Raw genomic sequence first — 15,581 nt, 5'->3', positions numbered from 1 at the left:
ATGTTTCCATTAATTCCGCTTCGGGTGAAGCACTAGAGATCACCAAAACATAACCAGCTAATGCAATACGTTTCCATTAATTCCGCTTCGGGTGAAGCACTAGAGGGGTTTTACATTTCAGAAAATTTGGAAAGACCAGAATTGTTTCCATTAATTCCGCTTCGGGTGAAGCACTAGAGACAGCACGTGCAACGGAATCGGAAGACGGCACAATGTTTCCATTAATTCCGCTTCGGGTGAAGCACTAGAGGAGACTCGCACTCAAGAGTTCATAATAAGAGAACCCAAGAAGTTTCCATTAATTCCGCTTCGGGTGAAGCACTAGAGTCAAAGAAGCATTAAAAGGCTTCTTCGAAAGCAGTCATGTTTCCATTAATTCCGCTTCGGGTGAAGCACTAGAGAAAGATTCAATAAAGGTCAGTATATCTGGCCAACAAGTTTCCATTAATTCCGCTTCGGGTGAAGCACTAGAGTGACAAGTGCGATAAACATCTTCAGCTGTTGCCCTAAATGTTTCCATTAATTCCGCTTCGGGTGAAGCACTAGAGAACTGGACGATATTAAACAATATCTCCGGAAGCAACAGGAAACGTTTCCATTAATTCCGCTTCGGGTGAAGCACTAGAGGTAGATGTTAGTGGAATGGGTATAAAATACACACCCGTTCAACGTTTCCATTAATTCCGCTTCGGGTGAAGCACTAGAGATTGCACAGCTGAGCTTTCAGCAATCAAAAGTACGGAGAAACGTTTCCATTAATTCCGCTTCGGGTGAAGCACTAGAGGAAGGAGCTTGCATCATCGGGTCAGCGATGCAAGTTCTTGTTTCCATTAATTCCGCTTCGGGTGAAGCACTAGAGTTCACTGCAAAAAACCCTAGGGTTCGTCCTAGGTGTTTCCATTAATTCCGCTTCGGGTGAAGCACTAGAGACTATTGAAAAGTTCAACTAACGTTTATACCAGCTTGTTTCCATTAATTCCGCTTCGGGTGAAGCACTAGAGAATGTCAAATAAACATGATTGGCATGACAAAAATGTTTCCATTAATTCCGCTTCGGGTGAAGCACTAGAGAAAAAATAGATGGTTAAAACCTTCTTCTACTCCACTTTGGTTTCCATTAATTCCGCTTCGGGTGAAGCACTAGAGGTTGATATGCGAACTTTAGCCTTAAAACCAAGAAAAGTTTCCATTAATTCCGCTTCGGGTGAAGCACTAGAGCAAGCTTCGTCGAGAGGCGTTGTCAGAAGCCATTAAGGTTTCCATTAATTCCGCTTCGGGTGAAGCACTAGAGTCGATGAGTTAAAAAAAGTCGATAATAACAACAACCGTTAATGTTTCCATTAATTCCGCTTCGGGTGAAGCACTAGAGAATACGAAATAGATTGGGCGGAAAAACCTTAAAAGTTTCCATTAATTCCGCTTCGGGTGAAGCACTAGAGTCTATTGGCAGGCTTAGCAATTACAGGCTTTAAACATGCTGGAAAGTTTCCATTAATTCCGCTTCGGGTGAAGCACTAGAGGTGGGCAGAGAAAATTCTCAATAAAACACCAACCATCTTGTTTCCATTAATTCCGCTTCGGGTGAAGCACTAGAGAGTTCAGTTTCAGAACCACGACAGAATAAGGCTTTCAGACCCCCAAATGTACCTACCCCTTTGATTAAAAAATCAAATCGGTAAATTTTGCCAAAATGACGACCCTCAAACCCGCTCCTAGCATGGCATCGACGCAGTTCAACGAAAGAATCAGGGTTTCAGCGATTCCGCGAGGTGCGTCGATGGGGTACCATGCAAAGATGAAAAACAACCTTCTAACCACTCCTAAAAGACTAAAAATGACTAAAAAGTTTCTGCTATTCATTTATCGAGGTTCTTTATACCAATCCCATTACTTTTAATCTTAACTTTTAGTAGACAGATTGTCAACCTCAAATTAATACCTATTTTTAAGAAAAAAAACTGGCCATCAATAGAGCTGAACCAGACCCGCTATGATCGCATTATTTCAATCCTTCATCCATTAACTGATCGATCGCCCACTTTCTGACAGCAGAATAAATATAATAGTCAGATTTTGTACCCACATATCTCTGATATTGGTTGGGCAAGAGATTGAAATCAGTCTCTAGGATTTCCGTCATTACATCTAAAATTGAATCAGGAGAACAAGCATTTCTGGCATCTTCCCGTTCATATTGATTACCTCTTTGAGCAAATAACTCTGTTTGAGAATATAATTCATGCATTAACTCTTGAGAAATTCCCTCACCATGATGAATAAATCTATTGCGTTTACTACACCAAAAATTTAAGCTATTTAGACATTTCTTTATAATCAACCAAGATTCATATTGCCTTGAATTTTTACTGATTCTCTCATCTAAAAAATATAGCTTTTCATAGCGATTACCTCTTTCTGGATAATCTTGTTTTTTACCCAAATTCTTAGCTATTATTTCCAATACCTTTTCATAAAAAGAACTGACTCCTACTAAAAAATTAGCCATCTGATTCAATTCATAATAAATGTGACATAGGGTATAGAGATTAAGTAAAAGACTATAGGGCTGGAATTGATTACTAATCTTCCCCGAAATTTTAGCCGAATTTTTATTAACAATACTTTGAGCAGTTTTCCAGTCTAAATTAAAACAATAGTTAGCAATTTTGAGTGTTCTAATAACTTGAGAAATCAAGTGATTAATCTGAGAAATCTTGATATCGTCTAAGTGAGAACTCAAAAACTTTAAAGTATCCTGCCATTGCTCAATTAACTGAATAGCTCCATCAAAATCCCATCTTTCTTCCAACAATATTTTCACATCTTGATACTTCTGATTTCGCATATAACGCCAATAAGAAGTTAACAGACAATCAGAAGGTTTTCCAGCTAATATTTTAGCAGGAGACAACACGGGGTCAATAAAAATTTGTTTATTAATAGAAGAAGCAAATGCCTGCATAGAAATAGCAGTTTTCATCTGAGGCGTTCCACCTTTAAGACTGATGAATAATTCACTATCTTTACTAATATATTTAACAAAAACACCATAATAGTAATCGAGTAAATTATCTAAATCAACGGCAGGTATATTAGCAGGTATAATCTCAGGAATTAGCTGAATATTTTGTTCTTTTTTGAACCACTTTTGCAAGATATCAAACAGATAAATAGAATCTTGGGGATGTGGATCTTTTTGTTTAGTAACAAAGATGTAAATATCCTTGACTTTAAACTTTTCCACAGCAGTTTGAATTACCCCACTAATTCTACCGGGGCGAATCCGAGGATGCCACTTTTCCTCATCTTGTTGATAGGCATTGAGTAATTTTTCAGTCAATTCTAGGAAAGAAAAAGGATTTTTAGGATTATTTGAATCGACTGCAACATTTAACTCAGGACATAAGTATTCAGTGATATATTCCTGTCTTAACTTCTGCTGTTCCCACATAATTTTCTCATCTTCCGTTAAGTCAGAATAATCAATATTTGGTTCGTTGCGGTCAAACCCCACAGGAATGTAATATTCTTCAATTTTTACTGCTAAATCTGAAGTGCCAATGTTGGCAATTAGGATAGCCATATTATTGCTCCTTTGATTGAATATTTAGCTAATTTCTAGGTAAAGGAAAAATTGTTAGATAATTTTCACCTGCCTGATTTTTAAGTTTGTCTAAAAATTCCTTACGTTTACCAGTTTTTGCACCAAAAACCGTTACAACGTGGAAATCAATCCCACCACCATAATTTAATTCCCTAATCCATACAGGAGAAGGAATAGCTTTTGGTTGTACACCCCCACATATTTCCGGGTCGTAATCTGACCCTTTCTTTCCTGTTTTTTTAAGATCTGAACTGTGTAAAACAGAAAGAGCAAATTCTTTGTTGCCCGAACTTTCACCACTACAAACTACAATTTTACAATTACTATCAACAGCTTCTGCCCACTTATTGTTAGTGCTTACAGATAGTAGTGAATTAGTATTAATTTTTTTTTCTGAAAAAACTTCCAGAGACTGATAAAAATTTCGTAAATGCTGCACAAATAACTTTTGAAATTCTGAAATTTTATTTGGCAAATACCAAAATTTATCTTTACTTTTTAGATCGGGAAATAAATTTGCACCACGCCAAAGAGGATTACTAGATGTTCTTTCATAACAAGGTCTTCTTGCCCCTTGACCTACTCCACCTAAGTGAAACATTAGCCAAGTTAGAGTTTTAAGTAAGCTACCTAAAGCTTCATATTTTTCCTTATTTGTTTCATTCAAAATCGATAAAGAGTTACGACGCAAGGTCAACTGACCAGACATTGAACCAGGATCGTTATCAGTCGGTTCCGACTTAATTTTTCCACTTGCTTCTAGTCGAAACAAACCAGTTTTAGCTTCCGGTTCAATACCGCCAAATATCTCTGTTTCCAACTCTTGTACTCTTTGTGGTTTTAAAACTCCCAAAGCTAGAGCGCGAAACCAGTAACGTAACATAGAACGAAAAGCTGTTGGGCGCACTTCTGGTACAGCATCACCAGGAGGTTTCCATCCATTATTATTTCTTTTTTGTCTCCAACCAGCAAAATCTTGTCTACCGTGAATTAGTTGTCCTTCAAGTTCAAATTCTACTTTAATAATTATCGGTTTCCGGATAACTTGCTTTTTTAGTTCTTCATTCTTACTTGGAATTAATAAAGTACCATAACCAGAATTAACTCTCGAACCAATACCTTGAGATAACCCTTTAATCAACCAATTTCTTACTAACTTTAAAGTCTCATCAGAGCAACCTGCTGTACGCCGTAAACCAATTACAAAAGTGGGTTTCTCTAGAGAAATACAAATGTTTGGATTAGTATTATATTCAGGCGGTTTGTTGTTCTCCCACTTCCAAATTTGATTTGCCATATCTGGAGAAAGACCACCTTGATTATATTTGCCAGGAAGAGGATAAGCATCTAAAAATATCACCTGACCCATTTTGGTTTTTCCATCATCAATATGCCCAAAAATTTCTTTGACTTTTTCTTCTGTAAAATTTTCATCCTGAGTAGCTATTTCCCTAGCAATTCCTCTCAATGTACTGCTAGGAATATAGGGCATTCCTAAAGCATCAAACGCTGGTAAAAGCATTGACTCAGGACCCTTAGTTCCTCCTACTCTAATGCGCCATGGACAAAAAACTTTAAAAGATTCATCTGCTAATTTTCTCGTTCTTTTTGTTAATCGGTTTAAACTTTCTGACCAGTCATTATCTTGAAAATTTTCAAACAATTCTAAAACAGTACCACTATCAATAGTACCTTTTTCTGGCTGACTATCTAGTAACTGTATTCTCATCCAACGTAAATATTCAACAAAACTAGAATTTTCACTAAATTTTGGTGATAAAAAACGGTGCTTTAACCAAGGTGAAGGTTTATCAGGCATAATCAATTATCCTTATTATTTAGTTTGACTTATGATTTTTTTCCGCGTCTTTTAAATGTGCATAGATAGCTTCTGACCAAAATGCAAATTCACGAGCTACCTGCAACGCTAAAGCTGTTAAACCTAAATATTCAGAGGTTGAACGTCCAGTTAGAAATTCAATTCCTTGAGACTCTTCAGACTGAGAAATTGGATGCAAATCAACATCAGGAAAAGCTACTTTTGCCAAGGTTTTAAAAAAGCACTTAACTGTCTTTTTTTTGCTGTTTTGATTGAGAGCTACTTCCTCAGCTTTTAATCTTAATAATCCCCAAGTTGCTATGTAATTATAAAGTTCAACAGCTTGACTTTTTTGTTCTTTTTGGTCTGAATTGTTAGGAGTCTCATCCTTTAATTTTTTGAGATTCTGATAAACCTTACTAGAAATACTCCGAGGGTCATACTGTAGCATAATAATTTCTCCTTAATTACTCCAAAGTTCAACAAATCCTCTACCCAAACTTTCTTGACCGCCAAATTGCCAACAATTTTCTTGTTTTAAAACATTATTTTTGAAAGATTCAATCAATTGTTGACTTGTGCCATTAACTATTGTGTTCTTACCCCAAGGAAAAAACATAACTGTTTCAGGAGGTATAGCTTCTTCATAACGAAAACCACCATCAACACTTTTCTTTTCATCAAGTTTAATTTTGACTTGTCGCCAAAGACTTGATTGAATTAATACTTGACAATCTTCATCGGAAATAATCAGTACATTAGAAATAGTTTTAGTTTCTTCGTTACCTCCAGGAATGTATTTTTGCCAGTTATCTTTTTTCCATTCTTGTAAGTTTGTCTTATCAAAAATAGCATCTTTAAGATAAAGATTTTTTTTATTTCCTCCACTAAAACTACCAACAGATGGAACAGTTAATTGGCGATCGCTTTCCCAAGTTGGATTAACTAACCGTAACCACCGACGGAGGAGAAAAGGAGATGTTATCCAAACTACTCCATGACTGAGAGAAGGTACGGGAAACCAGAGAATAAAAGCATCTCCAACCCATAACTTCCCTTGAGTGAGATTTTCATCCCCACCATTAGTCACATCTTCCAAAGTGTTTCCCCATAAGTTATTTCTTAGGTTATCCGATGTCGCTGCTCTCAGACGACCGCGTATTGTACTAGAAGGCAAATATGGTAAGTCTGTGTGAACTTCACGAGCGATACCAACAATATTTCCTTCTTGACTCGTGCCACCTGTGTGCAAAGGAGACAGAAGGTATAAATATCCTAAATTTGCTTTCATTGTTATCTTTTCCCCCATAATAATTTACCATAATTTAACATCTGAAATGTCGTCGCCCAACTACTACCCACAGTCGGTATTAACTGCAGTTCGTCAGGCAACTTATTCTCCTTAAACAAATACACCGTCCCCGGAGGTACAAACGCCCTTTGAGGTAATAGGGAAAATTCTACTTCTCCCTTCTCAGTTGCTCTTTTCGGTTCAGAAGTAGGTAGACGACGCTGAATATTAGAAATACCACCCCACATTAACGGGCGATCGCTCACACAACCTGCCAATTTTTCCAGCCAAGTTTGAGGATAAACCCCATAAATAGGTTCCCCTGTTTCAGCTTCAGCTAACCCTGGTGTTAATAAGTAAGCAAAACAGCTTTCAGTATTTGACTGTTGGTAACTTCCTAAACCTCTCCAACCTGAAGGCGTATTTATAGGTGTAACCAGAGCGCGGTGTCCTTCCCCACCAAAACGTACCACAGTTTGTTGTAACTCTGTAATATTATTTTGTTGTGACTCCTCATTCTCAGTTTGTTTTTTACCAAATGCAGCCACAAAATGCCAACCAGGTTTGATGCGTGTTGCCACCTCCGTAAAATATCCACTTTCTACCTTGACTTGACGAGTTCCCTCCTGCATATCAATATGTGGTAAAATTTGTACCTCCCAAGGATCGTCCTCAAAATCATTAGTTTCAAAAGAATTTTCCCCCTGTAGATATTTACCCAAGGCAGTTGCTTTGATCCAAGGTTTTGGTCGTCCGCAGATAAATTCATTAGACTGCAACTCAGGCGGCACCATCGCCGAAACAGACTGAGAATTTTCTAAATGTTTCCATGTTTCCAGACTATTACTAGGAACAAGTCGGGTAATACGACTCCAAGTATTAGCACTGTCTTTATAGTTATCACCCTCAGTTTTATCATCTCCCTCTCGTTTAGTTCCCACTGCTAACAAATCTTTGGGAGTAGGCAACCACAGGGTATGAGAACTATCCATTAAAAACGGACCGAGAAAGTTTAAATCTCGTATGGGTTGTTTCGGGTTATAAGTTGGTAGTGCAGTCCGTAATGCTTGAAATACTGTTGACGGTAGGGGTGGAAAAATTCCTTTTGCCCATGATGCTTCTCCTGGACTAAAAGGTTTTGATTCTCTAAATAATAGCACGTCTAAGGGTGTGAGTTTGTACCATTTCATTTTTAATTACCCTCCTTTACCCACTTCTCACGTTCGCACATTCTATCTATCCAATATCCGGTAAACTTAAGCAACCTCCCCAAGTCTTCCGGTTTAGTTCCCAAAGCTGACTCGTCATGCTCAGAAGCACTAAATGCCCATTCTTCCCAATTATCCAACCATGCCAACAGTTTTTTCTCACTACCTGCGTCTAACTTTTTACTATCTTCCCGACGGTTAATAATAACGCTGGCAGCTTCCCTGAACAAACGTAGGTTTTCTGTCACTAGACAACGTTGTGGTAACTCTTCAGCTAACCTATAAAGTAGAGGACTAAATGCTTCATTATACTTTTCTACTTTGAGTAACTCATGCCATTGAGATAATAACGTTCCCTTCATCAACGCTTCCAATGTATTACCAGAACCGTATATTACTCGAAAACATAACCCGTCTTTTCCCGGAATTTTTTTAGCTCGGTCTTTTTCTGCCGTCCATAAACTCTCAAGTACGGTTGGCAAGGGAACGCTTTTATGAGCAATAACAATACCCATACTCATTGTTGCTCCTGCTCCCATGGTAAAATAAGGACGCTTATCTAAACTAGAATTTTTCACTGTCTCATCTTTGGGAAACCAATAACCTCCTTCACTTTCAAACTCCGAGTCTTCTCCACCTTGCCAAGCAGCATGGAGCGAGCGCAAATATTCTGGTAAGTCTTCCACGGGCAAAACTGCCATTACATCATCCCCACCGCTATAAACCACCCTTCCGCAACATCTTTCCTCAGTCAGATAGGGTACAAGACGGTTAGAAAAGTCTAATAGAGCGCGGTTGAGACCGACATGAGTCGCTGGCCCCATGCGTTTGCGGGTTTCCATAAATTCTGGAAGCACTGCTTCTATTTGTTGCCGTTGTTTCTCTTCAATAGCATCTTGGTTGATATAATCTTTATATGGTTTTAACCTACTACCATTGACATATTTACCCATATTGTCGCCATCACCGAGGACTATTGCCCACCAGTCTGAGGGACTACTGTCGCCAAAACCACATTCTTTGTGAGTTTTGTCTACAATATTTCTTAGCTCGGATATCTGGTCTCTTTCTAGACTCATGTCTTCAGCCAACCACTTGCTAGAAAACATCACCCCATTACAATTAATGTTGCCATTACTTCCTAATACTTTATCCGTTTTTCTCACTTGAAATGAGCGACGGGTTTTAGCACGGAAAATTCTCTTTTGTCTGCTAGTGAAATTAGACTGTTTCAATTTGGCATTTAGACATCCCCAATATTCAGCTACTTTTTGCGGATGTTCGTAAGCAAACTTTGCTGCTGCTATGGAAGTTAGGTTAGGAAAACGGATAAATTTTTCATAATCTAATTGTTGATTTTCTGAGTTAGACTGTTCTTCATTATCATCAGTATCTGGTTGTGTATTATAGGCAATATATTTTTCCTGTTCGATACTAACACCCAATGACTCAGCAACTCCTCCATACACCCATGCCATCCGCTTTGTCAACTCCAGAGCATTCAACTTTTCCGAACCGTTGAATAAACCCTGAAATGCCTCGACTTTTGCCATGACTTGCCAAAACAAACGCATATTTCCAGCAGACATTCCTGCACCTTCTCGAAATTTATTGTAGTTGAGACCGGGATGTACTGCACTATACTGACCTGAAAGTGTGGAACGTTCTCCTGGTGCAACAGGTATTTGCCAGGTGCGAGTATTTTTCACCGCTTGAATGGACTGCCCCAAACGACCTTGGAAACTACCCCACCATGTACCGACATTAAATTGTTCGTAAAATTGTTGTTCTGCTTGAGTTGGAATTTCTTGACGAGTTTGGGATAGTTTGGTCTGTGCTTTTAACCATGTCTCTGCATTATCCTTATTTATTTCTAATGGTTTTTCGGGGTCGCCCAAAGGTACAACTGTCCAATAACTTTCCCAAGTATTATCTAGTTGCGCTTCCCAAAGTTTATTCCATTCCCAGTTGCCTCCATGTTGCCACTTTTCCAACTCTCTCTTATACTTTTCCAAGTCTATAAAATCTTTAGCGTTATCTTTCCAGAAATTTTCTCTTTTTTTTGGTTGACTGGCAAAAGCCATTACTTCTTTTTTGATAACTTCTCTAACTTTAATACCAATATCTATCCAATCTTCTTTCAGTTTCTCTACCAGCTTTTTTCCCATTGCTTTTGCTGCATTTTTTCCTGGTAAAATAGCAGTTACTAAGTTAGGGAAACCTGCTGTACTTAGACTGACTGATTCACCTTTATTAAATTTACTTACAGGGTCATTGTACTTATTATTATTAGATGGTTCTTTAAATTCTTTTTTAAACTCTGGATACTTTTGTAAAATCCAAGCATCAATAATTTCTTGTCCCCACAATGAGGGAGTAATCACAGCATCAGGACCATATTTACAGGCAATATACCAGCACATTTTTGCACCTAAATAATGCAATAAATAAGACCCTGCCCAAAAGTCGAGAAATTTACGAGATGCTTTAATAAATTCCTGTACTGGAGAGAAAGTAAATAATAATAAATGTGGGTGAGTTTCAGTATTTTTATTAGGAAATATTGCTCCTGTTAATGCTGAAACTGTACTATTGTAACTGTGACGCGGACAGTCTGGTAAAACTCGATCTGCTGGTAGTAGTAAGGCATTTTTTTGCTGTTTTCTTAATTTTTCTGGATAAAAACGCCAAAGCCACCAAAATGTTTTTTCTGCATCTTGCCCTATTTCTTGAGGTAGCTGAAAGTGTTGATAATCAATTTTGGTTAATTCCTGTTTTTGCCCACTGATTAGATGACATACTTCTATATTAGATAAGTCCAAGTCAGATTTAGATTTCAGAGTAACTCTGTCTGATGTTTGTGCTAGTTCTGCACATTTTTGTCCCTGATTTTCCCACCATTGTTCTAGATATTCTAATTTATCCTTTAAACATTCTATTTCTTGGGCAGATAATGTTGTTGTGCTTTGTAGTAAAGCATAAATTTTACGGTGATAGTTAATCTTCATTGCAGTTCTGAAATTTATAGTTTTGCTGCTATGGATAAATTTTATGTAATCTTTGAGTTTGACTACTTTATCTATCTTAAAAAGATACTAATAATTCGACTTTTTATTAAGCAATGTAGTCCATATTTGCAGGATTTTTTGTTGACTTTCTTAGACTAACATCACTTTTTTAGCTCCGCAACCCTTTTTATGCGAATGACAAATTTATGTATATTTGTAGAGATTCTGTCCATAAAAATGTCATTGACGAGTTTGTTGGGTAAAAAAAAATTAAATCTCTTTTGAAATGACTCTGTATTTATACGGATTAGTTCCATTTTTTTCCTCATTCGCATCAAATCTATTGAAAATCCACCACCACAACTTTTATAGTAATTGACAAAATTTTCGGCCTAACTCCTTTGAGACCAAATTATTAAATATGAACCAGAGTAACTTCAGGACATCTAACGTTTTTGATTTTTCCCCTGATGTTGAATTTTTACAGATATTGGCACGGGGGTCTTTAAAACAAAATTTACCTAAAGCTGTACGTCTATGGGTAATCTTGCGATCGCTATATGGAGATGCAGCAGACCCAGTCAAAGTTGAATTAGGAAATAAATTTACCTATAATGACTGGTGCGAGAGGTTTTTTACAGGATTTGAGCATCATAAAAATGATACAATTCCTCATAACCATGATTCTAACTGTTATTGTCACAAAACAATGACTGAGTGGCTATTTGAGCGGAGTATAAATTCTGATGTTCAGGAATGGAAAAAATCGTTTCTTCAGCTCTATCCAGTTACACCACAACAACTAAATAATTTATTAGATTTTGGCATAATTTCTCCAAGAAAAGAGTCGGAAAAACAAGAGAAAATACGTTTATTAGCTAAAACTAGAAAAAACTTTCAATATGATTTTAAAACATTAGTTTCTATGGGTTGGTTACAGTCAGAAAAAGTTAAGAGCAATCCTGCTCACAACAAGTTTAAAACTCAATATATTAAAGTTGATTCATTCCCCGATGTTCTGATGTCTGTCTCGGAGAAAGTTGTCGATAATCAAGGAATTGAAAATCTAATTCAAAATGATTTAGCAGATTTTTTTAATGAGTTTAGTCAGAAAATTAATCACGAACAACGTTTCTTTTTAGAACTTGAATATATTGTACATCCGCAATTTTCTGAAAAGATAAATAATTGGACACAAAAACTCAAAAATCTTTGGCATTCTCAACCTATTCCACCAATAAAAATTACTTATGTTAGTGCCAGTAATTTTCAAAATTATCAAGATGAAGGAGAAGATTATATTATCTATCCTGTTTGTATTTACTATTCTCAACGTGCCCCTTATTTATTTGCTTATGGTCAAACTCCCAATGATAGTAGTTCCATGAAAATAAATTGGTATGGTTATCGCCTTGACAGGATTAAAAACATAGAAGAGTTAGAGTGGAATTTGGTAAATTTGCCGAATTTTTCCCAGAAAATGTGTGAGTCAAAAACACCTCAAACTCTAGAAATTTTTCGCAGTGAAGCTTGGGGATTTAATTTAGCTCGGCCCCAAGAGATATTACTAATTAGATTTGACCGTTATTATCATAATCTTTATATTCAAGGTACGGAACGAGAGAAGTTATTTAAACAAATTTCAAAAAAACAAGCTCAAAGTTTGATTAATAATTATGAGATAAAATTGGAGCAAAAACAGCAGCTTTTAGGAAGTTTAAAATCTCGTTCTAGCTCTGATATTTACTGTCGAGTAAACTATCGGCAGGATTATAATACGATTATGCGTTTGAGAAGCTGGGGACCGAAAGTTGAAGTTTTCTTGCCTTGGGAATTGCGTGAAACTATGGCTAAGGATATTCAACAAGCTTGTAAATTTTATCAAAAGTAAGGCAGAAAGTAGATAGTCTTCTTGCTCAAGATATTATATTGGTGGAATAGTAGAGCCTTTTTCTGCATCTTCATTTTCAGCGAAATAGATGCTTTCAGCTAGGGAATTAAACTTTCTATTATTTGGTTGGAATAATCTATATATTATTTCTAAGATAGTTGAAAAAGAGATAGTAACCATGACAGATATTATCATTAATTTTGCTCCTTTGGAGTTAGTTTAGCGCTCTGATATTATTCACTATAAAGGTTGATGGAAGAGGCTTTTTCCTATACTTTTTAAAGAAAAATAAAAAAATAACTATACAGGACTTACGCAGCACCTAATGGCGTATAGTTTCATCTCTGGCGTAAGTCTTGATGACAGGAAAACCCCATTTCCATGCCAATGCAATAATGTTATGGAAGGCAGAAGTCAGAACGGACTTTCAATAATTGATAATTGATAATGGATAATTGATAATTACCTCTCCCTAAAACGGATAGGATTGAATAAAAGGAAAATTGTTTCTTGTTTCCCCTTGAAAGAGGGAGGCTTTAAACCTAAATTATTTAATTATTAATTCTTCGGTCAACTGCTAACTAACAACTGATAACTGATAACTGTTAACTGATAACTGAAATAACGATGGTTTTCCGAAAGATTTTTCCTAATTTAAACAATGACTCGGAATTAGACTCAACTAATTTAGTCGATAAATTCCTCACTTTAGATAATTTTATTCAAGCTTTTTCTAATGTTGCTGCTAAACAAGGTAGTCCTGGTGTTGATGATGAAACTATTGATGATTTTCAGCAAAATTTACGGAGTAATATTTCTCAACTTAAGGATGATGTGGCTAATAATAGATATCAACCTCTTCCTTGTAAACAGATTTTAATTGCTAAAAATAATGGCAAATTTCGAGAATTAAGAATTCCTACTGTTAGGGATAGAACTGTTCAACACGCTCTTTTAAATGTGCTTAATCCTGTGGTGGAAAAACATTTTTCTCCTGTTAGTTTTGCCTATCGTCCTAATCTTTCTTATTTGGATGCTGTTAATGAAGTAATTCGGTGGCGAGATGAAGGTTATCGGTTTGTTTTGGATGCCGATATTACTAAGTTTTTTGATAATATTAATCATCAAATATTATTAAGAACAGTACGGAATTATGTGGAACATCCAGGGATTTTATGTTTGATTAAATCTTGGATTTCTGTTGGGATTTTAACTAAGAAGAGAATTGTTAAGGCTGAGAAAGGCATTCCTCAAGGGGCGGTTATTTCTCCTCTTTTGGCTAATATTTATTTGGATGAATTTGACAAAAGTTTCTCTGATACTGATTGGAAGTTGGTGCGTTATGCTGATGATTTTGTCGTTATGGCTAAAAGTTTAGAAGAAATCGTGGCTGCTTCTTCTCATGTAGAAAAAACTTTGGATGCTCTAGAGTTGACTTTGCATCCTGATAAAACTCTTTTGACTAATTTTCAAGAAGGATTTCGTTTTCTCGGACATGGTTTTCTTGATAATGCTATTTTTCCAGTTGAGTCAAATACTGCTAAGTCTCCTAAGTCTTTATCTACTGAAGTTGAAAATCAGCCGGAAGAAGGGGGTAAAAAAAAAAGCCTCCAAGAACAAGAGGCGGAAACAACGGAATCGGAAGTTTTACCAACAGCTTTTTCATCAACAACAACCATAGAAAATGTCGAGCTAAAGCTTGCTAAAAAATTTACTAATCGTATAACTTGGAGTCGAGAAATGGCTACTATTTATTTACTTGAAACTGGTACTACTATTTATAAGGACAATCAACGGTTTGGGATTTGGATTCCGGATAAAAATAATGATAATAATCGGGTCGAAATTCCGATTCGGGAGATTGAACGAATTTTGATTTTTGGCAATATTCAGTTGACTACTCCGGTAATTCAAACTTGTTTAGATAAAAAAATTGTTGTCTTATTTTTGGCTTCCTCTGGTCAATACAAGGGTCATGTTTGGAACTTGGAATCTACTCATTTGGATAATGAATTGGTTCAGGTGAAAAAACATGGTAATGTAGAGTTTCAATTACCTGTTTGTCAGGCTATTGTTCGGGGGAAGTTGATGAATTCTCGACAGCTTTTATTAAGATTAAATCGGAAACGTCAAGTGCCAGAGGTTGCTAAGGCGATCGCTGGTATTAATACTGATATTTTGGCTGTTGATAGTGTTAATAATCTTGATAGTTTACGAGGTTATGAAGGTATTAGTGCTGCTCGATATTTTCCGGCTTTGGGTAAGTTAATTAGTAATTCGGCTTTTAGCTTTTCTTTGCGGAATCGGCAACCGCCTCAAGACCCGGTTAATTCTTTGTTGAGTTTTGGCTATACTCTACTTTTCAATAATGTTTTGAGTTTGATTATTGCTGAGGGTTTATCGCCGTATTTTGGTAATTTCCATTATGGAGAGGAGAAGAAACCATATTTAGCTTTTGATTTGATGGAGGAATTTCGTTCTCCTATTGTTGATAGTTTTGTGTTATGGTTTATTAATGCTTCTGCGGTAAAACCAAAGGATTTTGATTCAGTTATTACGACAGGAGGTGTTTATCTGAAGTCAGGGCCAAGGAAGGTATTTTTGGAACAATTTGAACAAAGAATGAATGAGTCAATTTCTCATCCGGACATACAGTCTCAGGTGTGTTATCGACAGGTAATTCAATTGCAGATTCGGCGTTATAAACGTTATCTTTTGCATGGGGAAGCTTATGAGCCTTTCTGGAGAATTTAGAGTATA

General features: G+C 36.5%; 9 protein-coding genes and 1 CRISPR repeat array. Of the genes, 2 read left to right on the top strand and 7 right to left on the bottom strand.

Features of this window, described 5'->3' with window-relative positions:
• Positions 1-2: 2 nt before the first annotated feature.
• A CRISPR array of direct repeats spans positions 3-1,595; the repeat unit is 36 nt; unit sequence GTTTCCATTAATTCCGCTTCGGGTGAAGCACTAGAG.
• A 404-nt stretch (positions 1,596-1,999) separates the two neighbouring features.
• From F6K15_RS27670 to cas10, 6 genes are read right to left on the bottom strand one after another with little or no spacing between them, the layout of a single operon-like run.
• A complete protein-coding gene (locus F6K15_RS27670; RefSeq protein WP_293067182.1) occupies positions 2,000-3,583 on the bottom strand; it encodes a hypothetical protein in 1,584 nt (527 codons plus the stop codon).
• Positions 3,584-3,611: 28 nt separating this feature from the next.
• A complete protein-coding gene (locus tag F6K15_RS27665) occupies positions 3,612-5,423 on the bottom strand; it encodes an RAMP superfamily CRISPR-associated protein (protein ID WP_293067179.1) in 1,812 nt (603 codons plus the stop codon).
• A 19-nt stretch (positions 5,424-5,442) separates the two neighbouring features.
• A complete protein-coding gene (locus tag F6K15_RS27660; protein ID WP_293067176.1) occupies positions 5,443-5,874 on the bottom strand; it encodes a type III-B CRISPR module-associated protein Cmr5 in 432 nt (143 codons plus the stop codon).
• Between the two features lie 12 nt (positions 5,875-5,886).
• Entirely contained in the window at positions 5,887-6,714 is an 828-nt protein-coding gene (gene cmr4, locus F6K15_RS27655; RefSeq protein ID WP_293067173.1) for a type III-B CRISPR module RAMP protein Cmr4, read from the bottom strand.
• 2 nt (positions 6,715-6,716) lie between these two features.
• A complete protein-coding gene (locus F6K15_RS27650; protein WP_293067170.1) occupies positions 6,717-7,904 on the bottom strand; it encodes a type III-B CRISPR module-associated Cmr3 family protein in 1,188 nt (395 codons plus the stop codon).
• A gap of 2 nt (positions 7,905-7,906) precedes the next feature.
• Positions 7,907-10,930 (bottom strand): type III-B CRISPR-associated protein Cas10/Cmr2, encoded by a 3,024-nt coding sequence (gene cas10 / locus F6K15_RS27645; RefSeq protein WP_293067167.1) that lies wholly within the window; start codon positions 10,928-10,930, stop codon positions 7,907-7,909.
• 421 nt (positions 10,931-11,351) lie between these two features.
• Between cas10 and F6K15_RS27640 the strand changes: the two genes are divergently transcribed.
• Positions 11,352-12,821: a TIGR03985 family CRISPR-associated protein gene (locus F6K15_RS27640; protein WP_293067164.1), complete on the top strand. Its 1,470-nt coding sequence runs from the start codon at positions 11,352-11,354 to the stop codon at positions 12,819-12,821.
• Positions 12,822-12,854: 33 nt separating this feature from the next.
• Here F6K15_RS27640 and F6K15_RS27635 read toward each other — a convergent pair whose 3' ends face one another.
• Positions 12,855-13,001 carry a hypothetical protein gene (locus F6K15_RS27635; protein WP_293067161.1) on the bottom strand — a complete coding sequence of 49 codons (147 nt, stop codon included), beginning with the start codon at positions 12,999-13,001 and terminating at the stop codon, positions 12,855-12,857.
• 447 nt (positions 13,002-13,448) lie between these two features.
• On the opposite strand from F6K15_RS27635, the gene cas1 reads away from it, so the two are divergent.
• Positions 13,449-15,575 (top strand): CRISPR-associated endonuclease Cas1, encoded by a 2,127-nt coding sequence (gene cas1, locus F6K15_RS27630; protein ID WP_293067158.1) that lies wholly within the window; start codon positions 13,449-13,451, stop codon positions 15,573-15,575.
• Positions 15,576-15,581 lie beyond the last annotated feature (6 nt).

This window comes from Okeania sp. SIO2B3 (assembly GCF_010672525.1).
Taxonomy (GTDB): Bacteria; Cyanobacteriota; Cyanobacteriia; order Cyanobacteriales; family Microcoleaceae; genus Okeania.
Note: the sequence above shows the minus strand (reverse complement) of the source record. Positions and strands in the feature narration are given on the sequence as shown.